Annotated in this window: 24 protein-coding genes and 2 pseudogenes; 13 read left to right on the top strand and 13 right to left on the bottom strand. The window is 67.3% G+C overall.

Annotated features, from left to right (window positions below; all coding sequences use genetic code 11):
* Positions 1–277 precede the first annotated feature (277 nt).
* Positions 278–763 (top strand): hypothetical protein, encoded by a 486-nt coding sequence (locus JMO03_RS08395; protein ID WP_202842409.1) that lies wholly within the window; start codon positions 278–280, stop codon positions 761–763.
* 113 nt (positions 764–876) lie between these two features.
* Here the strand turns inward: JMO03_RS08395 and JMO03_RS08390 are convergent, their stop codons facing one another.
* The gene (locus tag JMO03_RS08390; RefSeq protein ID WP_202842407.1) at positions 877–1,374 is read right to left on the bottom strand and encodes an SRPBCC family protein; all 498 of its coding nucleotides are present in this window, start codon (positions 1,372–1,374) and stop codon (positions 877–879) included.
* Between the two features lie 198 nt (positions 1,375–1,572).
* Here JMO03_RS08390 and JMO03_RS08385 point away from each other — a divergent pair, with 198 nt between their 5' ends.
* On the top strand, positions 1,573–2,070 hold the full coding sequence (locus JMO03_RS08385; protein WP_202842405.1) for a nuclear transport factor 2 family protein: 498 nt from the start codon (positions 1,573–1,575) through the stop codon (positions 2,068–2,070).
* An 83-nt stretch (positions 2,071–2,153) separates the two neighbouring features.
* Positions 2,154–3,131 (top strand): alpha/beta fold hydrolase, encoded by a 978-nt coding sequence (locus tag JMO03_RS08380; RefSeq protein ID WP_202842403.1) that lies wholly within the window; start codon positions 2,154–2,156, stop codon positions 3,129–3,131.
* A 185-nt stretch (positions 3,132–3,316) separates the two neighbouring features.
* Here the strand turns inward: JMO03_RS08380 and JMO03_RS08375 are convergent, their stop codons facing one another.
* Entirely contained in the window at positions 3,317–3,991 is a 675-nt protein-coding gene (locus tag JMO03_RS08375) for a DUF6197 family protein (protein WP_202842401.1), read from the bottom strand.
* Between the two features lie 86 nt (positions 3,992–4,077).
* Complete coding sequence (locus JMO03_RS08370; protein ID WP_202842446.1) at positions 4,078–4,962, bottom strand: LysR family transcriptional regulator; 885 nt, start codon at positions 4,960–4,962, stop codon at positions 4,078–4,080.
* A 225-nt stretch (positions 4,963–5,187) separates the two neighbouring features.
* Here JMO03_RS08370 and bla point away from each other — a divergent pair, with 225 nt between their 5' ends.
* Positions 5,188–6,084, top strand: a complete 897-nt coding sequence (gene bla / locus JMO03_RS08365; RefSeq protein ID WP_202842399.1) for a class A beta-lactamase — start codon at positions 5,188–5,190, stop codon at positions 6,082–6,084.
* A gap of 115 nt (positions 6,085–6,199) precedes the next feature.
* Here bla and JMO03_RS08360 read toward each other — a convergent pair whose 3' ends face one another.
* On the bottom strand, positions 6,200–7,438 hold the full coding sequence (locus JMO03_RS08360; RefSeq protein WP_202842398.1) for a serine hydrolase domain-containing protein: 1,239 nt from the start codon (positions 7,436–7,438) through the stop codon (positions 6,200–6,202).
* 56 nt (positions 7,439–7,494) lie between these two features.
* Positions 7,495–8,505, bottom strand: coding sequence for a GlxA family transcriptional regulator (locus tag JMO03_RS08355; RefSeq protein WP_202842397.1), 1,011 nt, complete (start codon positions 8,503–8,505; stop codon positions 7,495–7,497).
* A 568-nt stretch (positions 8,506–9,073) separates the two neighbouring features.
* On the opposite strand from JMO03_RS08355, the gene JMO03_RS08350 reads away from it, so the two are divergent.
* Both JMO03_RS08350 and JMO03_RS08345 read left to right on the top strand, forming a co-directional pair.
* On the top strand, positions 9,074–9,415 hold the full coding sequence (locus JMO03_RS08350; RefSeq protein ID WP_202842396.1) for a hypothetical protein: 342 nt from the start codon (positions 9,074–9,076) through the stop codon (positions 9,413–9,415).
* The gene (locus JMO03_RS08345) at positions 9,408–10,166 is read left to right on the top strand and encodes a tetratricopeptide repeat protein (protein WP_202842395.1); all 759 of its coding nucleotides are present in this window, start codon (positions 9,408–9,410) and stop codon (positions 10,164–10,166) included. The genes JMO03_RS08350 and JMO03_RS08345 overlap by 8 nt, the downstream gene beginning before the upstream one ends.
* A 241-nt stretch (positions 10,167–10,407) precedes the next feature.
* Here JMO03_RS08345 and JMO03_RS08340 read toward each other — a convergent pair whose 3' ends face one another.
* Together JMO03_RS08340 and JMO03_RS08335 are read right to left on the bottom strand one after the other, a co-directional pair.
* On the bottom strand, positions 10,408–11,415 hold the full coding sequence (locus JMO03_RS08340) for a hypothetical protein (protein WP_202842393.1): 1,008 nt from the start codon (positions 11,413–11,415) through the stop codon (positions 10,408–10,410).
* Positions 11,412–11,945: a hypothetical protein gene (locus tag JMO03_RS08335; protein ID WP_202842391.1), complete on the bottom strand. Its 534-nt coding sequence runs from the start codon at positions 11,943–11,945 to the stop codon at positions 11,412–11,414. Before JMO03_RS08335 ends, JMO03_RS08340 begins: the two co-directional genes overlap by 4 nt.
* 559 nt (positions 11,946–12,504) lie before the next feature.
* Between JMO03_RS08335 and JMO03_RS08330 the strand changes: the two genes are divergently transcribed.
* The 4 genes and pseudogenes from JMO03_RS08330 to JMO03_RS08315 form a co-directional block, all read left to right on the top strand.
* Positions 12,505–13,032 (top strand): DUF421 domain-containing protein, encoded by a 528-nt coding sequence (locus JMO03_RS08330; protein ID WP_202842389.1) that lies wholly within the window; start codon positions 12,505–12,507, stop codon positions 13,030–13,032.
* Positions 13,033–13,200: 168 nt separating this feature from the next.
* Positions 13,201–13,410 (top strand): helix-turn-helix transcriptional regulator, encoded by a 210-nt coding sequence (locus tag JMO03_RS08325; protein ID WP_202842387.1) that lies wholly within the window; start codon positions 13,201–13,203, stop codon positions 13,408–13,410.
* A 5-nt stretch (positions 13,411–13,415) separates the two neighbouring features.
* Positions 13,416–14,057, top strand: coding sequence for a hypothetical protein (locus JMO03_RS08320; protein WP_202842385.1), 642 nt, complete (start codon positions 13,416–13,418; stop codon positions 14,055–14,057).
* Positions 14,058–14,210: 153 nt separating this feature from the next.
* Positions 14,211–14,309 (top strand): annotated as a pseudogene (locus JMO03_RS08315) (nuclear transport factor 2 family protein); the annotation flags it as partial.
* Positions 14,310–14,661: 352 nt separating this feature from the next.
* Here JMO03_RS08315 and JMO03_RS08310 read toward each other — a convergent pair.
* The 4 genes from JMO03_RS08310 to JMO03_RS08295 form a co-directional block, all read right to left on the bottom strand.
* Positions 14,662–15,873 carry a S1 family peptidase gene (locus tag JMO03_RS08310; RefSeq protein ID WP_202842383.1) on the bottom strand — a complete coding sequence of 404 codons (1,212 nt, stop codon included), beginning with the start codon at positions 15,871–15,873 and terminating at the stop codon, positions 14,662–14,664.
* Positions 15,874–16,407: 534 nt separating this feature from the next.
* Positions 16,408–16,725: an HPF/RaiA family ribosome-associated protein gene (locus tag JMO03_RS08305; protein WP_202842381.1), complete on the bottom strand. Its 318-nt coding sequence runs from the start codon at positions 16,723–16,725 to the stop codon at positions 16,408–16,410.
* Between the two features lie 89 nt (positions 16,726–16,814).
* The gene (locus JMO03_RS08300; RefSeq protein ID WP_202842379.1) at positions 16,815–17,132 is read right to left on the bottom strand and encodes a hypothetical protein; all 318 of its coding nucleotides are present in this window, start codon (positions 17,130–17,132) and stop codon (positions 16,815–16,817) included.
* A 237-nt stretch (positions 17,133–17,369) separates the two neighbouring features.
* Positions 17,370–18,689, bottom strand: a complete 1,320-nt coding sequence (locus JMO03_RS08295) for a Xaa-Pro dipeptidase (protein WP_273544235.1) — start codon at positions 18,687–18,689, stop codon at positions 17,370–17,372.
* 71 nt (positions 18,690–18,760) lie between these two features.
* Here JMO03_RS08295 and JMO03_RS08290 point away from each other — a divergent pair.
* The 3 genes and pseudogenes from JMO03_RS08290 (at position 18,761) to JMO03_RS08280 (ending at position 21,323) form a co-directional block, all read left to right on the top strand.
* Positions 18,761–18,922 (top strand): annotated as a pseudogene (locus JMO03_RS08290) (helix-turn-helix transcriptional regulator).
* Between the two features lie 153 nt (positions 18,923–19,075).
* Positions 19,076–19,951: a DUF5694 domain-containing protein gene (locus JMO03_RS08285; protein ID WP_202842377.1), complete on the top strand. Its 876-nt coding sequence runs from the start codon at positions 19,076–19,078 to the stop codon at positions 19,949–19,951.
* A 304-nt stretch (positions 19,952–20,255) separates the two neighbouring features.
* Positions 20,256–21,323, top strand: coding sequence for an alpha/beta hydrolase family protein (locus tag JMO03_RS08280; RefSeq protein ID WP_202842375.1), 1,068 nt, complete (start codon positions 20,256–20,258; stop codon positions 21,321–21,323).
* Here JMO03_RS08280 and JMO03_RS08275 read toward each other — a convergent pair.
* Both JMO03_RS08275 and JMO03_RS08270 read right to left on the bottom strand, forming a co-directional pair.
* Entirely contained in the window at positions 21,269–22,930 is a 1,662-nt protein-coding gene (locus JMO03_RS08275) for a pyridoxal-phosphate dependent enzyme (protein WP_202842373.1), read from the bottom strand. The genes JMO03_RS08280 and JMO03_RS08275 overlap by 55 nt on opposite strands.
* Entirely contained in the window at positions 22,927–23,634 is a 708-nt protein-coding gene (locus JMO03_RS08270) for a transposase (RefSeq protein ID WP_202842371.1), read from the bottom strand. Before JMO03_RS08270 ends, JMO03_RS08275 begins: the two co-directional genes overlap by 4 nt.
* Between the last annotated feature and the right edge of the window lie 161 nt (positions 23,635–23,795).

Raw genomic sequence — 23,795 nt, 5'->3', positions numbered from 1 at the left:
TCGACCTGAGGGAGGAAGAGGGCGGCCAGGGGGGCGGCAGGAACTCTTTCCGTGGCGCTGTGCGAGCCGGGCTGTCACAAGCGCCCCGTGACCCCCATCCAAGGCATGGAAGACGTCCAGTCTACACAGGGGCGGAGACGGGGGGTCAGGCTGGAGTCTTCTCGCCCCGCGTCGGCACACTCCACGGCGCATCAGGAACTTCCCTTGAGCCACGTCATCCACATTCGGCACGATCACCGGGCACCACGCGCGCATGGACACTCGATTTCTGACTTTCATGGAATTCCAGAGCGTTTATTTCTACCGATTCATTACCCTCGCCATTTTCGCGACAAGCGGTGTTCTTCTGCTGTTCGCCTTGCCCGAGATGAAGCGCACCGAGATATCGGTGATTGCGCCGTTGCTTCTCATCCTGTGGGGGCGCTTTGCTGTTGAGTATGTTCGGGTGAAGAAATCTGACCCCGCGTTCATCCATGACGATGCGCTGGTGATGTCCGGCGTCGGACGCCGCCGGCAGATTCCCTTGACCCGCATTCGTTCGGTCAGCTCCAAACACAGCGTGTTCATGGTGCGCCGCTATCGCTCATGGACGGATCACCTGGCGTTTCTGCAGGTCACATTGACCAACGGCGAGCGCATCTACACCCTGGTCGAGAGCAAGGTGTTCGAGTTCCCGGCAGGCAAGAGAACGCTGGGCGCGATGCAGGCCGCTGTTCTTGCAGCCAAGACGAAGAAGCCCGCACGAAAACAGGGGTCCGAATGACGGAATTGGAAGAGACGGAGTGCCGCCGGCGCTAGGCCTGCCCGAGGCGTAGGCCGACCTGGTAGCGATTGACTGCCTGCGCCCGGTGCTCAGCCGTCTGCCCCTGCAACCTGCTAGGCGACGATTTGACTGGCAAAGTATTCGCGCTGGGCTGGGTAATAGTTGGCGAAATCCGGTAGCGGCTGCCCGCCGTGCGCGGCTATCAGCATGTCGAGGTAATACTCCCAGCCGGGGCCGGTGTCGCCCACCAGTCCGGGATCGGTCAGGTGCTGCACGAAACGAAGCTGGGTCGTGTCGCCACGCTGCTCCAACGTCAGCTCCAGACGCCAGTCGCCGTGATCGTCTTTCATGCACACCGCCAAGTGCGCCGGTGGTCGGCAGCTCTCGATCAACACCCGACAGGGCGACGCGTCTTTCTCGAAACCCAGCTGGAGCATCACGTACTTGCCCGGCCCCGCTTCGCCACTCCAGCGCCCGAACCAGCGCGCCAAGCGGTCGGGCTCGCTAACGCTGGCCCACACGTCCTCGATCGGCGCATGAAAGCTGCGTTCGATCACCAGGTCTGCGCCGGCTGCCGTGGGAAAAACTCGACCTGTGGGGCGAACGCTCATGCTGGTTCCTAGTTCCCTTGATGATTCATCGGCCGGGCTGGTTCGTGACATTCTTGCCGACGAGCTGGGCGATCTTTGCAGATGCCGTATGCGATTGACAACACCGATCAAACCTTAGGAAACGTCCACTTCACCCCGGGTTTTGCGTTGGCTGGAGAACGCTATCGCTGGCCACACGTTTCCAACGGAGCAATACCCATGCGCCTGGCAATCGCCCTGTATGCCTTGTCCGCCCTGCTGTGCCTGATGCCCGCCTTGCCTGCCCACGCCGACTGGAAGGCGGCGAATCCCGCGGTGGAGGAGGCCGCCCGGCAGCCCCGCATCGCCGCGGCCATCGCGGCCGCCATGCGGCTCGACCGCGCCATCCTGGCGCACGACGTCGATGTATTCAGCGCGATGTTCACCGACGATGCGGTGGTGAACAATCCCTTCAACCGCATCGCGCGCAAGGCCGATGCCGTGTCCAACTTCAACACTGGCCTGATCGACTACACCACGCTCGACCGCTCCATTGAATACGCGGCCACCCGCGGCGCGCACGACGTGGTGCTGATGGGCGAGGAGCACCTGACGCCGGTCGGCAAGGCCGGGGTCGCCGGCAAGCGGGTCAAGCGGCGCACCACCGAGGTGTGGACCGACGAGAGCGGCGAATGGAAACTGGCGCTCAGGCAGGCGACGATCTACCTGGCCAAGTAGGGGGCAATCGCCAGGTCGAGGCGCCCCCGGCTCCCGGTGCCGGGCGGGGTGCATGCTCGCGTAAGTCGACCGGAAGGAGTGCCGTGGACAGAGTGCTTGTGGTCGCCTTGATGGTGCTGGGCGCGATCCCCGGCGTGGCCGCGTCTCAGGCAGGCCTGGATGGGCCTGCAGCGCAGATCGATGGCCGGTTCGATGTCGGCGGGCGCGCGATCCGGCTGGCCTGCCGCGGGCACGGCGCGCCGACAGTGGTGGTCGATGCCGGCCTGGGCACCGCGCCGGTGGAGGATCCGGGCTGGCAGGCGATCGCGGACAGGGTCGCGCCGGTCACGCGCATCTGCCTGCAGGATCGCGCCGGGCTGGGTGCCAGCGATCCTGCGCCGGAGGGCGTGCGCACCAGCCTCCATGCCGCCACCGACCTGCACGCCGCGCTGCGGGCAGCCGGCATTGCGCCGCCCTACCTGCTGGCGGCGCATTCGATCGGCGGGCTGCATGCGCAGGTGTTCGCGAGCCGGTATCCGTCCGAGACGGCGGGCCTGGTGCTGATTTCGACGACCCATCCGGACCAGGTCGGGCGCTGGCTCGCGCAGCTGCCGCCCGAGGCGACGGGCGAGGAGGTTGCGATCACCGACGCGCGTGCCTTCCTCACCCGCATGGCGAACGACCCGTCCGCCAACGAGGAACGGCTCGAATTCAACCCCAGCGCCGCCATGGCACGTGCGCTCGTGTCGCTGGGCGACAAGCCGGTGATCATCGCGACGCACAGCCCGCGCTTCCGCATGGTGCCTGGTCTGTCCGAGCCGCTCGCCCTGCGGCTGGAGGCGCAGACGCAGGACATGCAGAGCCAGTTGCTTGGGCTGTCGTCGAACGCGGTGCAGAACATCGCCGCCGAGGCGGGGCATGGATTGCCGCATGAGGCGCCCGCATTCGTAGTCGACAACATTCTGCAGGGTGTAGCGGCGGTGCGTGCGCAGGGCGGGGAGGCCGATGCTTCGACGCCGGGAGGCGGGGATGCGGCGACGTTCAGAGCGTTCCCGAAACCTGGAGCCGGTCGGCGCGAGTGACAGAAGGACTCGCCGCGCCGAGATTCCCTGCACCCTTCGCGAGGCGGCGTACAGGCAGCGCTTTGGTGCGATGGATGGGCGGTAGCCGGGACGTCAGCCGCTTATGGAAATTGAAGCGCGAACGGCGTGCTTGCGGCCCCGGGTGCGCTTTGCTTACCCGGGCTACGGATGATGCGTGCGCCGCGTCAATCCGTCGGCAGCCGCGCCCGGACCCGCGACGTCGCTTGCGCGAGTACGCGGTGGATGTCGGCAAACGTCGTGTCGGGCAGGTTGTTGAAATCCATCAGTCGATAGTCCAGCTCACGGCCGCGCGTGGCTTGGACCTCCTGGAGCGCTACCCTGCGGTGATCGGCGATCCGCGAGGAATCGTGCGAGCCGTAGACATCGGCGGACGCACGCTGAAGTGCGCAGAACAGGCTCCGCTTATCCGTCGCTTCATCGTCGACGCAACGACGATCATCGTCGCGGTTCCAGGCGGCCTCGCGGTCGAGCAGTTCGGCCGCGCGTTCCAGCGTTCGCAGATCATTGATGGAGACGGGCAGGTCCCGGACTTCGTACTGCGCCGGATCGCCGAACTTGTCGCGCGATTGAAGTGAGGACGCGGCCTGCGGTTGCGGCGATGCGCACGCCACGAGGCAACACGCGAGAGGCAAGAGCGACGTGATACGGGATATCCGGAGGTTCAATCGCGTGGCCTGTGTTTGTCGCGGGATGAAATGCAGCGGTCCGTGCAGGCCGTTCCACGCCTTCGAGGGTCCGGATCGGAACCCCGGGACGTCCCCGATGTGGGCTGACCGGGTCGGGTTCACTCGCCCGTCCGAGGCGGTTCTCGCGGTCGACATGCGGGCGCTTGGCGCCATCGGATCTCCGAGTCTTCGCGGCCATGGCGGACGGTAGTTCCAGCGCAGAGGTGTCAGGGACATCCGCGTTCGAAATGGCCTGCGTCCTACGTCGCTGGCCTTTCCCGCTCGCACGCATCCACCAGCCAGTCCCGGAACGCGCGCATGGCCGGGCCCGGCGTGCGGGTCTTCAGGCGCGTGAGCCAGTAGCGCCCGGTGTCGATGCCTTCCGCGAACGGTGCGACCAGCGATCCGTCTTGCAGCGCATCGGCGAACATGGCCGGCGGCAGCAGGGCGACCCCGGCGCCCGCCCTCGCGGCGGCGGCCATCGTGACCGACGAGTCGAACACCGGCCCGGTGAGGGGCGGGCAGGCGAGGTGGACCGCGGCGAACCAGCGCGGCCACTCGTCGGTGCGATACGAGCGCAGTAGCGTGGCGCCCGCCAGCGCCGCCGGCGAGTAGTCGCGCTCGGCCAGGCGCGGGGCGAGCATCGGAGTCAGCGGCGCGGTGAGCAGCGGATCGGCTTCAACCCCATGCCACGCGCCATCGCCGAAACGGATCGCGTAGTCGAGCCCCTCGCCGGCGAGGTCGATGCGGTTGTTGTGGGTGCGCAGCCGCACGTCGACGAAGGGATGCGCGGCGGTGAACGCGTCCAGGCGGGGCAGTAGCCAGCCGATGGCGAACGTGCCCACCACGCCGAGCGTCAGCGGCTCGCGCGGATGGCCGCTGGCATAGCGGTCGAGCATCGCCGCCATGCGGTCGAAGCTGTCGACGAGCATGGGCACGAGCGCGGCGCCCTCGTCGGTCAGTGCCAGTCCGCGCGGCAGGCGGTGGAACAGCCGCACGCCAAGCAGTTCTTCCAGTCGGTTGACCTGGTGGCTCACCGCCGCCTGTCCGACGCACAGTTCCAGCCCGGCACGGGTGAAGCTCAGGTGCCGAGCCGAGGCCTCGAAGGCGCGCAGGGCGTTGAGCGGCAGTTGCGCGCGATCCAGGGAAGCCTCCGATTTTTCTATTGGCTCGTCCGAGAAATGATCGATTGTGGGGACATCGACCAGGTCGCAGTCTAGAGCCCTCCGACCAGCGAGGACGACGATGGGACTTTACGAAATGATAGCGGTGAATCACGCGCGCGGTGGCGGCCGCCTACACGCCCGGTCGGTGTCGACGTCCGTGGCATCCGCCGCCCCCGGTGGCACAGAGCACGATGGAGCCGCGCCATGATCGGTCGGCGCAACTTCATGCTCGGCGCGATCGCGGCGCTGTGCGCGCCGGCCCTTGCCGGCTCGCGAGAGACGGTGGCCGATCCGGTCGCGCGCCTGCAGGCGCTGGAACAGCAGGCGGGCGGGCGGCTCGGCGCGTTCGTGCTCGACACCGGCAGCGGACGCAGCTTCGGCCTGCGCAGCGACGAGCGCTTCTGCCATTGCTCGACGTTCAAGCTCTCGCTCGCCGCCATGGCCCTGCACGAGGCCGATGCCGGCCGCATCGATCTCGACGAGCTGCTGGCCTTCGGCCGCGCAGATCTCCAGTTCCACTCGCCGGTGGTCGAGGCCAACCTCGACAAGGGCGCGCTGCCGATCCTTGCGCTGGCTGAGGCCATCCAGGTGACGAGCGACAACGCCGCGGCCAACGTACTCATGCGCCGGCTGGGCGGCCCGGAGGCGCTGACCCGGTTCTGGCGCGGGATCGGCGACGAGGTGAGCCGCATCGACGGCTACGAGCCCGAGATCAACGTCATCCCGCCGGGCACGCAGGAGAACAGCACCACGCCCCGGGCGATGGCCGGGACCCTGCAGCGGATCGTGCTCGGCGATGTGCTCGCCGCCGGCAGCCGCGAGCGCCTGCGCGGCTGGATGGGCGCCACGCGCACAGGGATGCGGCGCATTCGCGCGGGCCTGCCGCCCGGCTGGCGCGGGCTCGACAAGACCGGCACGGGCATGCGTGCCGGTGTCGGCAACAAAACCAATGACGTGGCGATCGTGTTTCCACCCGGCGCACGCGCGCCGCTGGTTGTCACCGCCTACTTCGAACATCCCGTGTATTCCGAGCGCATCCGGTCCGCGGACGAAGCCGTGCTGAAGGGCGTGGGCGAGGCGGCGGCGGCCTGGGTGGGGTGATGGCGGGCGCTCCGCGCGAAGCGACGCGCGCGGAACCTGCTCCACGGTCCGGGCAGTGCAGGCCATGTCGAGCTGCATGAGCTGCGACCATTGAGGAGTCGGCACCCGCGCGGATCTAGACGGTCGCGGAAACCAGGGTCTGCCCGGTGAGGAGTTCTACGAGCGCCTGCACGGCGTAGTTGCCCCGCGCGCCGTTTGTGAAGATCACCAGGCCGCGCCGTCGCTCGGCGTCGCCCAGCACGAAGGAGCGGAAGATTCCGCCGTTGTTGCCCTCGTGGTAGAACCAGCGCCCGTCCTGCGTGTCTTCCAGTCCCCAGCCCAGGCCGCCGCTCAGCGTCGGTGCGTCCTTGTCGATCGCCGTTTCCAGCATGGCGCTGCGGCTGCTTTCCGAAAGCCGCCAGGCGTCCGGCCGTGGCGTGCGGAACATCAGGCAGACGAACTTGGCGTAGTCCTCGACCGTGCACGCCAGGCTGCCGGCGGCGTTGGGAAACGTGTTCCCCGGCAACCGCAGCGTTGCCAGGTCGAGCGCCGCGACCTGTGGATTGTCGTGCGGACGCATTTCCGCCAGTGCGCTGCGCACGTCGTCATAGGTCCAGTCGGTGACCGGCTTGCCCCACCGGGCCGCGACCGCCTCGTAGCGCTTCCCGAGTTCACGACGTAGCTGCAGCGGCGCGACGCGGGCAACACCCGTGCTTTCGTCGATGTCGTGGCCATCGACCTGATAGCGGGCGCGCAGCGGCGTCCATGCGAAGGTGCTGCGGCGCATGCCCGCCGGCCGCAGCACCAGTCGTTGCATCAGGGCGTCGAGCCCCTCGCCAAGGCGCGTCTCGACCACGCGTTGCAGCCAGAAGAAGGCTTCGCCCGAATAGCGCCAGCGCGTCTCCGGCGGAAACTGGGGCGTCAGGTCGCCGCCCACAGGCCCGCGCCAGTTGGGTAGCCCGCTGCCGTGGGCCAGCACGTGGCGGGCGGTCACCTGGCGCAGCCACGGATGGTCCGGAAAGTCGTCGGGATACAGCGTGTCCGCGAGCGGCGCGTCCAGGTCGATCCGCTCCAGCTCCGCCAGCTTCATCACCGCGTAGGCGAACACGGGCTTGCTGAGCGATGCCGCCTCGAACATCGATGCGTCCGTCACCGGCGCACCGGTGGCGACGCTCGCCAATCCATGCGCATGGACGCTTGCGACGACGCCGTCGTCGATCACGGCGAGCGCCATGCCGGGCAGCGCGTTGACGCGCATGATCTCCGGAGCCGCGTCGTCGACCGCCGCAGCGGCAATCCATGCCTTGCGATCGGACGCGGCCCCGGCCAGCCGCGATGCGCAGGAGGAAAGCGACCATGTCGCGCCCAGCGCCAATGCCGTGCGCAACACGTCGCGACGACCGGTGGCGACTGCCATGTTCACGCGCCTGGTCATCCCGACCTTCCGCCATCGGGTCCGTTGGGGCCACCGGTGAACCGCGCCCGCCATTCGGACGGTCGCAGGCCGGTGCGGCGCAGGAACGCACGCGAGAAGGCGTCGACGTCCGCGTAGCCGCAATGCACGGCGATTTCACCGATCGCACGGCGCCCACACAGCAGGCGCTGCGCTTCCTGCACACGGATGCGCGCGATCAGGTCGGCGACGCCGCAGCCGTAGCGCCTGGCGATGCGCCGCTGCAGCTGGCGCGGGCTCATGTGCGCCTGTTGCGCCAGCACCTCCAGCCGATGGTCGGCGGCAGGTCGGGCCAACATCGCCGTCACCAGCTCGCCGATCCGGTCCGCTTCGCCGGCCTGCAACTCCAGCGGCGACGAATACTGGGCCTGTCCGCCGCTACGCCGCATGTACATCACCAGCTCGCGGGCCGTCGCCAGCGCCACGGCGTGGCCATGGTCTTCTTCGACCAGCGACAGGCACAGGTCGATGCCGGCGGTGATACCGGCGGAACTGCCGATCCCGTCGGCGACCACGAACAGCGAGCGCGCATCCACGTCCACGTCCGGATAGCGGCGCGCCAGGTCCTCCGCGAAGCGCCAATGGGTGGCCACCCGCCGCCCGCTCGCCAGGCCCGACTCGCACAACGCGTAGGCACCGGTGCAGACGGAGACGATGCGCCGGCAACGCGGCCGTGCCCGCGCGAGTGCGCGACTGGCATCCGCGAGGATCTTCGGACGTCGCAGGCCCGCGCCTCCGGGTACCAGCAGGGTATCGACCACAAGCCGTTCCGGCAGCGCGGCGTCGGGGACCAGCGCGATGCCGGATTCCGAACGGACCGGCGCGCCGCCGATGCCATAGGTCCGCAGCCGGTAGCGCGGCATCGCGGTACCCACCGTGTTCGCCGTGGCGAACACTTCGGTGGGGCCAGCCACGTCCATGAGCGTGACGCCATCGAAGAGCAGCAGGCCGATCGTGCGGGCCGGCGCAGGGCGGGGCGGCGTATGCATGGGCAGATCATAGCCGGGGCCGGCATGTCGCAAACGCCATAGATCCGGCAGAACGCGCCATAGCGGACGGCAGGAGGAAGAGCAGTAGAAGGGACGGGGTAGGAGCCGGGTCGGTCGATCTCCCGCTCCTCTTTCAACGGGCAGCGATGGGGACCGGCCCACTCCGTCCGGCGGTGAGAAAAACTTGTCCATTGACGAGGTCGCAATCCTCCGGACCGCCAAACCCGCTTTGGCGAGCGCTGAGCCCGGTCGCGACAATTTCCGACGAACGGTCGACTCAGCCTGCCCGATTCGGGAAGCCGCGTGCGTTGTGATTAGTGCAGATAGCCGAACAGAGCAGCCGAAGGAATGTTCGACTGACTCCTTCTGCCATAGGGCGGGACCCCATTCGAGAGGATTCGGTCATGCAGGACGCAGTAGCCGTGGTATCCGAGCGTCGCGCTGGATCCGCTGCGCGGGACAGACGTTCAAGCTCCTCGGGTGGTCGTGGGGGACCCGAGAGACTCGCCATCGCCAGAATCCCGTCCTGCCGCCCTGGTCACTGATCCAGCAGAAGTGGTGATGCCTCATGTCCGTTCCGCCCGGTGCAGGTGTGCGAGCTCCATCGACGGCCGCGAAGTTCAAGCGGAGGAGAGAGCTGGTCGATACGGCGCTCGGCGCGCTCGAGCGCCTGATGGCCATGTTCAAGATCGAGCGATACGTCTACCTGCTACTGACGATGTTCGCCTTTCTTCTTCTCTTGTATGCGGCGTACATGTTGATAACCAACAAACCGGGGAACACGGAGGTACTGGTCGCGTTGTTCGGTAGTTCCGGGATGATTGCCATGTCATCCGCGCGAATCATCTACTTCTTCAATCGCTCGTTCAAGCTGATCGAGCAATTGATCGAGGATGGCGGCGATGGATGAAAAGCGTATCGAGCATGCATTGTCGAAGCTGCGCCGTTCATCGGCAATGTCGATGTTGATGATCGGCGCCGGTGCCGTTTTCCTGGTGGGCGCGTTGTACTACAGCGCCACCAGGCTCACACCCCTCGAACAGAAGATTCAGGCACTGCAGGCCTCCGAGGCCGAGATGTCGCGCAGGATCACCGTACTCAACGGGGAGCTCGAGCAGAAGCGAAGAGAGTTGGAAGAGGTGGAGGACCGACTCCAGAAGCTGGATGAGGCGCTTCCTCTCCTTCAAGCCGGGACCCGGCATCTGATGAGCCGCGAGTATCCCGAGGCAATCAAGAGTTACCAGGACTTCCTGGCGGTGTCTCCGGACAGCTCCGAAGCCCACAATTTCCTGGGTTACGCGGAGTTCCGGTATGCAAGGTCCCTGGAAGATCCGTCTGCCGCAAAAGGGCACTACGACCGGGCCAGAGCGAGCTTGGAAAAGGCGGTCGCCCTCCAGGAGGGCACTTCCGGAAGGTACCGCTGGGCGCAGTACAACCTTGCCTTGTTGCATTTCCAGCTCGGCGACAAGGAAGCCGCGCTTCAGGCGGTAGCCGGAACACTATCCGGATCGCCGGCCATGGTGGAGATGCTTTGCAAGGACGGACAGTTCCGCTCGATGCGTCTGGACGAGGAGATTGGAGCGCGCTTCGTCGAGATCGTCGACGCCGTTGCGATCGCCAAGGGGCTGTCGACGTGCTGGGTGACGCAGGCCAGACGCTAGCCAGCGAGTACTCGGAGCGAGGACGAGGGTCGAACGATAATCCCCCATTTTCTTGCAGTCGCAAGAAGTGGAGCTATGCGGCCATTGCCAACTTTCTGTAGTGACCTAGCGGTTTCTGCACAGGTCAGGCCGCTAGAGCATACGCGTCAGCGGGTGCCTTCACTCCCGAGGCCCGGTGTGGATGGCGATGGTCGTAGAACTGGATCCAGTCGTCGATCGCACGCCTGGCATCGGTGGCCGGTCAGCCTTCCTCGGGCGACAAGGGCCACTGGCTGCGCATATCCGCGGGCTGGATCGAGATCGGACGACCGGCATCATCCACCTTGGCCCGCCGCGAGCGGTACATTCCTTCGTCGGATACGTCGACCACGAACGGCAGCTTGAGCAGGCCGACTCCGACGTAGGTCACCTGTCCCCCGTCGCCGATGCGACCGATCCATTCCTTGCCGCCCAGCATGGCCGAATGCAGTCGCAGTTGTCCGGCCTGGCCGGTCGGTCTGATCGCGATCGTCCCCGCAACCTTGCCCTGGCTGTTGTGCCATTCCTCTCTGATTTCTTCGCCCGGCCGGTTCCAGTGCCATGCCAGCTGATAGCTGCCGGCCCTCGGCACGGTACGGCGCCCGATCAAACGAGCGTATACGCCCCAGACCGCCGGGTCGGGCTGATCGGCTTCGGGGGACGACCTTGCGCCCGCATCCATCTGCGTTGCCTCCGCGGGCTCCGCCGGCTGCAGTGGGCCACTGCGCATCGCCTCTGGCGCAGTCTTCTCCGCAGCCGCCGCGGGCTCCGCCGACTCCGGCTCGGCAGAGGCTGCCACGATGACCGCATCCTCCAGCCCGGGCCCGGGCCCGGACTCGTCGTCGTATACGTAGGTGATGCGCGGCTCCTGGCCGGTCAGTGTGAGCCCATAGGCAACGCCGGGCGTCGCACTGGTGATGCCGACCAGGTAGATCCCGTCCGCGGGCAGCGTGTGCGACAGGGTCACTTCGCCGTACCCGTCGACCCATGCGATCTCCACGCCGGCGGTGTCGTAGAGCGCCACTGCTCCGAAGGCATCCGGCAGCGACAGCACCAGCCTGACCCGGGTGGCGTGCGTGGCGGCAAACGCATGGAACGCGCCGCCCCCGCTGGAGGCGGTGCCCTGGATGTGCTGGTCGAGTCGGATCGGTGGCGGAGACTGCGCCAGCGCAGTGGCAGACAGAAGGCTCAGGACGACGAGCCACCCGGCCAGCACCACATGCCGGATCATTGCATGCTCCCGCGGCGCTTCGCCCGTTCGATCACCTCGCGCAACATTGCGTCCAGCTCCGCGTCGCGGCGGGCGATCTCGGCCAGCTTGCCGGCCATGGCGGCGGCACGCTGCCGCTCGCTGGCCAGTGCCCTGGCGGCGAGAACCTCCGGGGACTCGACGGGCGGATCGGCGTCCTCGATCACCAGGAATGCGCCAGTCGGCAGCTGCTCCTTCGGTTGTTCGGGGGTGGGCTCGCCGGGCCAGTCCACGACGGCGTAATCGTAGTAGCCGTGCTGCTCGCGCACGAAGTCGGCATTGCTGCTGGCCAGGCAGTCGGGCAGGTACGAGCCCCCGGGTATCGGCATCGAGTTCTCCGTGAGCCACTCCGCGAACCTGGAGCCGGTCTTCCTCTCATCGACGCGTTCGACATGCGTAGACCGGATTGGCGTGACGTAGAACCCCTTGGGGTAGTTGTACGGGTCCCTCACGAAACAGAAGTAGAACGTCTCCGCCCACACGGGCGAGGCGACAGAGATGGCCAACATCATGAGTGCGGCACTGGCACGCCTCGGCATGGATCGACCGGCCATGACTCCCCCTGTCCCGGCATTCCGATCGCCAAACGTTAGCAGAGACCCCGACACCGCGTAAGGCCCCGGCCAAGGGGACGCCGATTCGATCCGCCAGCGCGGGAAAAGCCGTCAGGGACTGAGGTATCCGCGCGTCCTGATGCCGGCACGCGCATCTGATTGGGCACTGTGGGCAGCGGAGAGCGCAGCCGAACAATCCGGCGGGCTAGGGACTGCATGTGTCAGGAACAATTGTCGATCGGTGCCGAGGAGTTCTCCGACGCTGCGCAGTTCCCCGTTATACGAATAAGATGCCTGCGAAACAGGGCGCCAGGGACAATCACCGCGCGCATGTACATGCGGAGGCGCGCCGCAGGGCGCGCCTCTGCCATGCCTTCAGCCACGGAACCGGAGATCGCTTCTCCGTGTCCGCGGGTTACAGAAGTGCTCGATGTCGATTCGAGTGCTCTTCTATCGGATCACGATGCTTCAACGGCCCACATGCGTGAATGCACGCAGATCATAGTGGGAGACGCGGATGTTCTTCGACAGCTGGCAAGGGGTATTTCGGGTGCTCGCGGTAGGCACGCTTGCCTACCTGGCGCTGCTGATATGGCTGCGGATGACAGGCAAGCGCACGGTCTCGAAGTGGAACGCGTTCGATCTGATCGTCACCATCGCGCTGGGATCAACCTTGGCGACCGTGCTGCTGACGAGGCAGGTGGCGCTTGTGGAGGGCGTGGCCGGGATGGGCCTGCTGATCATGCTGCAGTATTTGATCACCTGGACCTCGGTCCGAGTGGGCTGGGTGCGCCGTGCGGTCAAGAACGCACCGACCCTGCTGTTGCGGAACGGACAGCCGTGCGCGGAGACGATGCGCCGGCAGCGCGTGACAGTAGGAGAGCTGCGCGCCGCGGCGAGAGCGGCGGGCCAGGCGTCGCTCGAACGCGTGGATGCCATCGTGCTCGAGACCGACGGCAACTTCAGCGTCATCACCTCCGGCTGGGATGGCTCACGCGATGCGCTGGCAGACGTGGAGAGCAGGGCTGGCACACACGTCACTTGACGTGGGTCCAGCTTGTGGACTTGCGCGCGACTTCAAACCATAGAAGACGCGCCGTCGGGTAGGAAAATGAGCTGACTCCATTGCGACACCTTGGTCTGCCTGTAAAGAGTTCTTGACAGCCCCCTGGCCTGCCTGTAAAAGGTTCTTTACAGGCAGGAGTGTCCCATCTTGGAAAACCACCTGAAGCGGATGCGCGAAGACCGAGGCTGGAGCCAGGGCGAGCTGGCCCGGCGGCTCGGGGTCTCGCGCCAAACGATCAACGCGGTCGAGGCTGACAAGTACGACCCCAGCCTGCCGCTGGCGCTGCGCATGGCGAAGCTGTTCGGCGTCAACGTGCCCGAACTGTTCGTCGACCACTGGGAACCCGAGGAGGCGTAATGGACATGGCACAGACCAAACCACCGAAGTGGCGGAAGGTGGCGATTTCCGCCGCCGTGGGCGCGGTGCTCGGCGTTCTCGGCATGATGGCGCTCGACCCCCTGCTCGATAGCGGCGCGCTCGGCAGTGCGGGCGCTTCCGAACTGATCGCTGCGACCGTCGGTCTGCTCTACCTGGTCATGGCCCTGTGCATCGCGGTCGGCGTGGCAAGTCCTGGCCTTGGGGCCCGGTTTCTGAACATGGAGGACGCGGACGAACTGCGGGACCAACGCCGGCTGCTGGCCTATGCGGCGTCCTCCATGGTCGCGATGGGCGGCGCGCTGATCGTGCTGGCACTGGCGAGTCCGGGAGGCGTCGTACCGCAACCCACAGCGCTCCTGGTCGCGGTCGCGTTGTTCGGCGCAAGCGTGCCCCTGACATTCCTGCAATGGCGGCACATGGACGAGTTGATGCGCAACGTGTCGAACGAAGCCGGCAATCTGGCGTTCCACCTGCTCCTGCTCGCGGGCGGCGGCTGGGCGATGCTGGCGCATCTTGGTTTCGCGCGGGCGCCCGCGACGCTCGACTGGCTGTCTATGTTCTTCGGGCTTGTGTTGCTGGCTGCGTTCATCGCCACCGCGCGCCGAGGCATGCTCGTCCCGCACTGAATGGCGCGCATCTTCGAATCACAACGCCAAGCCTGCTTCATCCGGCAGCGGACCTTGGAGCAGGGCCCAAGATGCCTGGTATGCGATGGCACGACGCGACAGAGGCATCGATGATCATCAGATACTTTCTCGTTCTTTCGGTGGCGTCACTCTCGTTACGTCTGGACCGACATCTGGATCAAGCGCGATGGCCGTTGGCAACTGATCGCCGCGCAGGATGCTGCCGCGCCCGTCGAAGATGCCAGCCCGTGACAGGAGTGCCTGTCGTTTCGTTCTGTCGGGAAAAATCGCGCCAACAACGGGGTCAGATCCACTTGCTGCAATCCATCGGCTGATGGCAGCTTCTGCGGCACGCTTGCAGGCCTGAGGTGGCGATGCGACGCACCTTCGCCTGTGCCATGGTGCGGAAGTCGCCGTGACGGCCAGGCATCCGACGATGCTACTGTCGAACTCTTCCTACACACCCCTGCGCATTGCCACGATACCCATCCCCTCCGCGTCTTGCTCCGTGCACGGGCCCGGGGCGCCCCAGGAAAGGTGTCAGGCACCGAATCCGCGAGTGCACATGCGGAGGCGCGCAGCAGGGCGCGCCTCCGCCGTGTCTTCAGCCACGGACCAGGCTCAGGCCGTACTGGCTCAGTATCGGGTTGATCCGGTCGAAGAACGTGCGCCGCTGCGATGCGGGCAGGCTGCAGTTGCTGTTGCTGCCCGCGGCGCGGTTGCCGCCGGAGGTCACGCCCTGGGCCTGCCCGGCACCGGTGATCCAGGAGCCGCCCGAATCGCCGCCGCCGGCGCAGGCGTTGGACTGGGTGAGTCCGAACACGGCGCCTTCGGCGTAGTTCACGGTGACGTTCTTGGCGGTGATGGTGCCGCACCGGTAGCCGGTGGTGCGTCCGGACCGGCACAGCGAGGCGCCGGTCGCGGCCTCGGTGCTGCCGCGGACCACGACGTTGCCGCCGCTCCAGTTGCTGACCCACGGCTGCAGCGTATGCGCGCTGCCCACCTGCACCCAGGCGCGATCGTTGCCGGGGAAATTGGACTGTGCGAACGAGCCGACGTTTTCGTTGCCCACGCGCACGCTGTTGCCGGCGTTGCCGCAATGGCCGGCGGTGGCGAAGCCCTTGGTGCCGCCGCGCGTCACCGAGAACCCGACCGAGCACAGGTACTGGTTGTTGATCACGTACTCGATGCCACCACGGATCGTGGCGAACAGTTCCGGCTGGCCGACCATGGTCTCGAACCGGATGGTGGCGGCGTCGGCGCTGCTGCGCGCGACCAGGTCGATGCCCTTGGCCACCGCGTCGGGCGCGACCGCGACGACCACGCTGTTGCTCTGCGGATCCACGTGCCAGGCGTGGACGCCCTGAAGTACTGCGATGCCCTTTGGCGATTGCCGCACCAGGTCGTCGAGCGCGGTCTTGGTCGCCTCCAGCGCCTTGAGGCTGTGGCGCACGTTGCGCACCTCGATCTCACCGGGCAGCGCGGCTTTCGCCGCCGACAGGCCGCTGGCGGCCACGACAAAGACGAAGCTGCCGTCGTCGCGCCGTTCGATCCAGCTGCCGGCATAGTCGTCGCCGAGTTGTCGCCTGGCGAGCGCCTCGTTGCGTTCGGCCAGGCGCTCGGTACTCAGGTACTGCGCGGCCTGCGTCGGCGCGATGCCGAGATCGCGCTCGATCGCGGCCTTGAGCGCAGGATCGAACGCATCGCTCGCCGACACGGTGGCGGCGGACAGCAGTGCGGCGGAAGCCGCGGTAGCCAGCGACAACAGCAGGGCGCGTCCGAGCCTGCTGCGACGGGGGGACAGGAAGTCCTTCATGAACAATCTCCTTCGACTTGCGAGGTGGGAAACGACCGCGGGGGCGGTCGCTGCACGGCACGTTGGGGGAAGTCGTCGCAACCGTCGACGTCGCGGCGACCAGCGCAGTCAAGCGCAATCCCGAACATGAATTCGTGTCCCGGCTCACAGCCGCGAGACGTGTACGGCGTTGTCATCGCCATGTCGTTCGAATCTTTCCGCGAAGGCCATGCGCGACACGACGCGAATGCGGTGCTTCACGAGACGTCGACACGGAAAGTGCCTGTTCAAAGCAAAAAACTTAGGGAACCGATGGAACCGCGTACTCCGACCGCATGCCGGTCACCTCTCGGCCTTACCCTTGGCCGCGACGCCCCCGTTTTCAGTGCCGGTCTGATCTGGAGTCCGGCTCTGCTGTAGCCGCGTGGGCCAGCTGGCGACCAATGACTGCTGGCGTCAGGCCACCGAGTGCTTTCCTGGGTCGTGCAACGAAGCGTATCAGGGGGTATGCGGGACGACCTTGGACACTGACCCTTTCCTCCATTTCCGCGCCACTCAGTACCCGCGCTGCTTCTCGATGCGAGTGTCGAGCACGGTCTTGAGTTTGTCGCATGCACCACGAATCGCTTTTTCCATATCCTGGTCCTCATGGCTGGCGCCCAGCGGGTCATCGTTCTCGAGTCGGGCCTCCAAGGCGCAACGCTTGTCGTTCGGCCCACCCTTGGTGGAGTTGCTGTCCGACAGGAAGACCTCGATCCGGCTCAGGCGGGAGGAGAAGCGACCCAACGACTGCTCCAGCATCGCAGTGACACGCGATTCCAGCGCGTCGGTGCCGTCGATGTGGTTGTCGGTGTTCAACTGGATCTGCAACATTCGGCCTCTCCATTCACTTGCGATGGGACCCAGCGTACCCCGGACTACCGCTGGTGGAGCGTGAAGCACAGACTAGGGGACGGAGGGGATTAACCGCCCGCCGCGTCCGCCAGGCGGTCGCCTCGCGGCCCTTCCGGCGGCCGCACCGCAGCGGGGCGGTCGAGTGCTTTTTCGACCATCGCCTGGAAGCGGGGCGCGCCAAGGGCCTTCTCCTGCGTCATGTAGGCGCGGATGCGCGCGACTTCTTCGGCTTCGGGCGGCGCCTGGAGCCAGGTGCGGCAGGCCGTGGCGCGGCTGGCCGGATCGGCGCCAAGCGCCAGGTAGACCGGATGCGGCGCGATCAGCGGATCCTGCGCGATGCGCAGGCACTCGACCGCAGCGCCGTAGCCCGGATAAGCGCAGCGCATCCGGGGATTCGAATTCCGGTTGGACCGGATCCCGGTGACCCCGGATGCGCTCGCATGCCCCGGATGCGCTGCGCTTATCCGGGCTACGGGTGTGGTGCCGGAGGAGGGTCAGGTCGGTGCTGGAGGGGCGGGGAGCCTGGCTTGTCCCGGATGCGCTGCGCTTATCCGGGCTACGGTGGGAGCGGAGGACGGCGGACGGGTTGGGGCTTCGTGGCCGGTGCGCCGCCAGGCGGCCGCTCAGCGCGCGTCCTTCACTACCTCGCCGCCCTTCATCACGAACGGCACCTGCTCGAGCAGTTGGACGTTTTCGGTGGGATCGCCCGGCACGGCGACCAGGTCGGCCCAGCGGCCTGGTTCCAGCACGCCGACGTCGTCGCGGCCCAGGGCCTCGGCCGCATGCAGCGTGGCGCTGCGGATCGCCTCCACCGGGCGCATGCCGTAGCGGACCATGGTCGCCAGCTGGCGACCGTTCTGGCCATGCGGGTACACGCCGGTGTCGGTGCCGTAGGCGATCTTCGCCCCGGCCTGGTGGGCGCGGCGGAAGTTCTCGCGCTGGATGTCCCCCACTTCTCGATCCTTGCGCAGGTTGTCCTCGAGCACGCCGTTCTTCGCGCCTTCGGCCTGCGTGTAATCCGTGTTGTAGATGTCGAACACCAGCCAGGTGCCGTGCTGTTTCGCCAGACGGATGCCTTCCTCGTCGATCAGGCTGACATGCTCGATGGTGTCGATGCCGGCGCGGATCGCATCCTTGATGCCCGAGCTGCCGTGCGCGTGCGCGGCGACCTTCAGGCCCCACTGGTGCGCTTCGTCCGCGGCGGCGGTCATCTCGGCCAGGCTCATCTGTTGCTGCCCCGGCTCGGTGTTGCGCGAGAACACGCCCCCGGTGGCGCAGACCTTGATCACCTTCGCGCCGTACTTGCGCAGCTCGCGCACGCGCTTGCGCACCTCGTCGGGCGTGTCGGCGTTGTACGGGTTGCGCGATTCGAACGAAGGCGGGAAGAACGTCGAGTCGCAGTGCCCGCCGGTGGCGCCGAAGGAGTAGCCCGCCGGCACCACGCGCGGGCCGGGGATCTTGCCTTCATCGATGGCCTGGGCCAGGCCGACGTCGTTCCAGGCATCCGAGCCCAGGTTGCGCACGGTGGTGAAGCCGGCTTCCAGCGTGTCGCGCGCATGCCTGACCGCCAGCATCGACCAGAAGCGGTCGTTGAACTGGTAGCCGGTGTAGCCGCCGTAGGAGGGGTCGCTGTCGAGGTGGGTGTGCAGGTCGATCAGGCCCGGCACCAGGGTCATGCCCGGCAGGTCGACATGGCGCGCGCCGGCGGGCACGCGGGCGGGCGCGCCCCGGCCGACCTCGACGATGCGACCGTCGCGCACCAGCAGCGCCGGCGACTCCACGAGCCGACCGCTGCGCACGTCGAGCATCCGCGCGGCGGTGACCAGCACCGTGCCGCCTTCGCCTGCCGTCGCGGTCTCCGCCGGCGCCGCCATGGCCCATCCGGACACCACCAGTGCCGAGGCGAGCAGCCAGCCGCCACCCTTGCGATTCCCAACTGCCATCCCGCGCGCTCCCCGTGTGTGATTGCGGCTGAGTGTAGAACGCAACCAGGGGGACGCAACCAGGGGGACGAATTTGGAGCCTGGCCGAACTGGCCGACCGCGTGCGTGTCTAGAGCAATTCGATCAACGCCATCGAGAACGGCCGGTTCGACCCGTCGTTGCCCCTCGCGTTCCGCATCGCCGACGCTTTCGGCCTCAGCGTCGAGGAGGTGTTCGACAAGACGGACGCGTGAAGGGCGCAGGATGGTGCCGGGGAAACATTCCGGCGCCCGGTACCCGTGCGGCCCCCTGGCGGGGAGGGATGTCCCGATTCCGTCCATCCCCGGTTAAACCTGCGACGGCTCCCGTGCATCCATGGCTTCACACTGCCTGGAGAGGAGCTCCCGATGCGCCTGCCCGTTCCATACCGGATCGCCTTCGTCGCTACGCTGATGTGCCTGTCGGTCCTGGCCGCGGCGGCAACGCCCGCCCCGGCCGGCGCACCGGGGCGGGTGATGCTGATCGGCATGTTCCATTTCGCCAACCCGGGCCGGGACATGGTCAAGAGCCGGGTCGTCGACGTGATGGCGCCGGCGAACCAGGCCTACCTCGAAGCCCTGGCCGTGCGGCTGGCGGCATTCGGTCCCACCGACGTGCTCGCCGAGTGCAGCCCGGCCGACCAGGCGAAGTACGACCAGCGGTTCCGGGAGTACCAGGCCGGACGCTTCGACCTGCCCTCGAACGAGACCTACCAGATCGGGTTCCGGGTGGCGAAGCGGGCCGGGCTGCGCGGCGTGACCTGTTTCGACGAAAGCGGGGTCGGCTGGAACGCGCAGCCGCTGTTCGAGTACATGGAACGTCACGACCCGCGGGCGAAGCGCGACTTCGAGGCGCGGATCCAGGCGGTATCCGCCGACCACGATCGCGAACAGTCCACGCTGTCGTTGCCGCAACTGCTGCACCTGGCGAACGATCCGTCCCGCGATGCAGCCAACAAGGCCTTGTACCTGCGCACCAACGCGGTCGGCGCGGGCGACGGTTTCGCCGGCGCCGATGCCTCGGCGAGCTGGTGGCATCGCAACTTCCGCATGTACGCCAACCTGCAGGCGGCGGCCGCGCCCGGGCGTCGCGTGATCGCGCTGGGGGGACAGGGCCACACGGCGATCCTCAAGGACCTGCTGGCCGGGGACGACCGCCGGACCGCGGAAGACGTACGGCCCTACCTCGACGACGAGCGAACGGCGGAGATCGCCGACTCCTCCCCCTCGTCCGCTCGGAATTGAGTGCTACGGTCGCTGTCGTCCGGTGGGCAAAACGTGCAAGGGACATCCCCGGCAAAAAAGCAGATATGGCGTCGGGGACGACGGCTGCCGGCGACGACGAGGATCCTGCGGATGGGGTTGCATCGGAGCGATTGCGCTGAGCGCGTCCGCCGAGCGCGATGGCGGGTGGACGCCTGGGCATGGCCGCAACCCGGCTCCCTGGATTGTTCCTGACGCCGTTGCCGGGGTGAATCGTCCCCGGCATCCTTGGCACGACAGTTTGGCTCCACCGGTTTCCCTGGTTCGTCCGTTGCCCACCGTCCGAATGAAGCCATCGCTGGGAAGTCAGGACATGATCCGCGAAGAAGCCCGCAAGGTCCTGTTGTGCTTCTGCCTGTTGCTGCCCGCATTCACGGCACACGCCGCGGGAGTGAGGGAGGTCGTCGTTCCTGCGGACCCGCTCGGGCCCGAGATTGCGGCGCGCCTCTGGACGCCCTGTTCGGCGCCGCCCGGGCCGATCGTGGTGGAGAGCGAGGCCGGCCCGTTGACGATACAGGCGGTCGAGGACTGCGTCGTCGCGGGCGGGAACCTGCCCCTGATCGTTGTCTCGCACGGCATGTTCGGAGACGTGTTCAGCCACCACGACACCGCGGCGTTCCTGGCGGATGCCGGCTTCGCCGTCGTTACGCTCAATCACAGCCTGGATTCCGTGCATTCGATCAGGAACAAGTCGGCCGACGACATCTCGTCCTTCCTTGTCCGGCCCGTCGACATCGAACGCACCATCACGTTCCTGCTGGGTCGGTCGCAGACCTCCGTGGAGATCGACCCTCGGCGGATAGGATTCTTCGGTTTCTCGCGTGGCGGCTACACGGGCCTCGTCCTGGCCGGGGCCGTTCCCGACTTCAGTGCGCCGCCGTTTCCGTGTCCCGAAGAATTCCTGATGTGCAGGCAGATTCGCGACAACGACATACCCGAGCACGGTTCCGGCCACGAACCGCGCATCCGGGCCTTCGCCATCGCCGATCCGGTCAGCTTCTTCCCCGACGAGTCCAGCCTGCGCAATGCGAAGGCCCCGATCCAGTTGTGGAGTTCCGAGCACGGGGGCATGGGCGTCGAACCCGGGAACGTGGCCTCGGTTGCGAAGAGTCTGCCCAGCCCACCCGAGTTCCATCGTCCGGCCAACTCCGGGCATTTTTCCTTCCTGTTTCCGTGCCCGGAGGAGGTCGCGGCGGCGGCGCCCTTCTTGTGCACCGATCCGCCGGGCTTCGATCGCGCGGACTTCCACCGAAAGTTCAATGCGCAGGTCCTGGAATTCTTCAGCAGGAACCTGCCCGCTCAGGGGGCCATCGCTCCAGCGGCCGCGACGGCCGGGGGAGACAGCGGGCGATAGCGGGACGGAGACAAGGGTGTCGGGAGCCTCGTGCCGCCTGCCGGCTCGATGTTGTTCCCGGACAGGACGGTCGCCACCTGCTGTCCGGCGAAATGGGCCGGGTAGGCCCGGATGGCGGCGATCCCCACCGCGCCCGCGGGTTCCAGCACGATCCCGGCGCAGTCGTGCGCCAGGACCATCGCACGCGCGATGTCTTCCTCGTCGACCAGCAGGACATCGTCGACGATGCCGTGCATGTCGTCCACGGCATCCGCGATGGGCACCCGCACCGCGATCCCATCGGCCATCGTCTCCGCGGCGGTGGTCTCGACAACGCGCCCGCCGCGCCAGGAGCGCGCCATGCTCGGGGCCGCGGCGGCGCACACGCCGATGACGCGCGTGGCGGGCGAAGCTGCCTTGGTCCAGCGCCCGATGCCGTTGAGCAGTGCGCCGTTGCCCAACGGCACCACGAGACTGTCGAAGTGCCGGTTGCGCGCCAGCAGCTCGATCGCGATGGTGGCGTGTCCCTCGCTGATCTCGGGTTCCTGGCCGTCTTCCACCATCCGCATTCCCGCCCGGGCAGCGAAGGCTTTCGCAGCGGCCTTGGCCTCGTCGAAGTCCGTGCCGTGCAGCCGGACTTCCGCGCCCAGCGCCCGCATGCGGGCGATCTTCAGCGGGTTCGCGTTATGGGCGGCGTACACCACGATCGGGAGCCCATGGAGGCTGCAGACGTAGGCCATGGCCTGGCCCCAGTTGCCGGCACTGGCGCAGACGACGCCTTCGCGTTCGCCGCGCCGGAGCATCTCGCTCACCACGAACGCCGCGCCCCGGGCCTTGAAGCTGCGGATGGGGTTCGCGAACTCGAGCTTGAGCGTCAGCCGGCACCCGAGTGCCTCCGACAGCGGCTCGTACTCGAACTGGGGCGAGTTCGCGAATTCCGGCGGGATGTCCCGGGCGGCGCGCGCGATGCGGGCGAGGCTGAGGCGATGGCGGGGCCTGGCCTGTGCCACGAGCGAGGCGTGTTCGGCGATCGGCCGGATCGGGTCGACATCCGAGGCCCGCGTGGTCATCAGCACGCCGTCGAGGTGATCGATCTCGTGCTGGACGAGCTCGGCCATGTCGGGGGGGCAGGTGCCGCCATTCGATTCGCTGCCCACGCTCGTCGTGGTAGGCGAGACTGACGCTGCGATGCCGCAGTACGCGGACGACCGGTCTGGGACGCTCAGGCAATCGTCCCAGACTTCCTGCATCTCGCTGCTGCGCCAGGTGATCTCCGGGTTGATCAGCGCGAATGGCGTCGCTCCCAGGTGCATGGCCACGATCCGCTTCGGGATTCCCACCTGCGGCGCCGCGATGGCCCGGCCATAGCCGCTTCGGGCGCGGAACTCGGCGAGCGTCGCATGCATGGCCTGCAGCTCGTCCGCGAGGCCGGGATCGGGGAACGACACCGCGGTGCACGGTGCTTCGAGTACGGGATTGCCCAGGGTCAGGACCGGGCGTGATGCGTTGGCGGCTGTCTTGTCCATGCGCGCAGTCTGCCCGTTCCGACCCAGGGAATCGCAGCGAAACCGGGCGCCCGAATGCGGCGAAACCGCGCAAGAAACCGGGGTCAGGTTCGACTTTCTCATGCTTCGGCGAGCGGCAGCGATGCCTTTCGCGGCCGACCCCTCTTACCCGGTCCCACAGTCCGGCCCAGCTGCGCTTCGATGGACGTGCGAACGCGGTCCGGACCATACAGCTGCTGGCGCCGCAGGTGCAGACGGATCGCATCCGTCTCGGCGGCATCCACGCGTTCCATCACCAGGGCGCGCCAGGCGCGATGCCTGGTCTGCGGGTCCGGCCCCAGCGCCAGCCAGGCACGATGCGGGTGCAGCAACGGATCATCGGCAGGCGACGTGTTGCTCCGGTGGCTCGACCACCGGTAGCGCGCAGGATCTTCGACCATCCCGGCGCGCAGCGGGTTGAGTTCGATGTAGCGCTGGCAGCGCAACAGGTAGGCATCCTCCAGGACCGGGCACGACCTGTAGCGCCCTTCCCAGAGGGTGCCGGTACGGTGGTAGCGGTCGTTGACGTAGCGCACGTAGCACCGGCCCAGCGCCTGCATCATGCGGCCCACGCCCCCCGCCGCCATCGGCGTCGCCAGCAGGTGGACGTGGTTGGTCATCAGCACGTAGGCGTGGATGCTGCAGTACTCGCGCCGCGCGATGTCGCGCAGGTCCTGCAGGTAGCGGATGCGGTCGAGATCGGTGAAGAAGCAGGGCTGGCGGTCGTTGCCGCGCTGGACGATGTGTTGCGGGATGCCGGGCAGGTCGATACGGGGCTGGCGGGCCATGATCGCGTCCTTGCGATGACGGGGGTCCAGACTGCGACGGTCGAGTGCCTGCGGCGATCGGCGACCGCCGCACCCGGGCGTAGGAAAATTCCACTCTGACCCCGGTTCTGGTCCAGGGTTGATCTCGGGGAAGGATCCGTTGCAGAGTGGGGACGATGTCC

It is taken from the genome of Luteimonas saliphila, assembly GCF_016774335.1.
GTDB classification, from domain to species: Bacteria; Pseudomonadota; Gammaproteobacteria; order Xanthomonadales; family Xanthomonadaceae; genus Luteimonas; species Luteimonas saliphila.
This window is presented reverse-complemented; position numbering and strand designations above follow the sequence as displayed.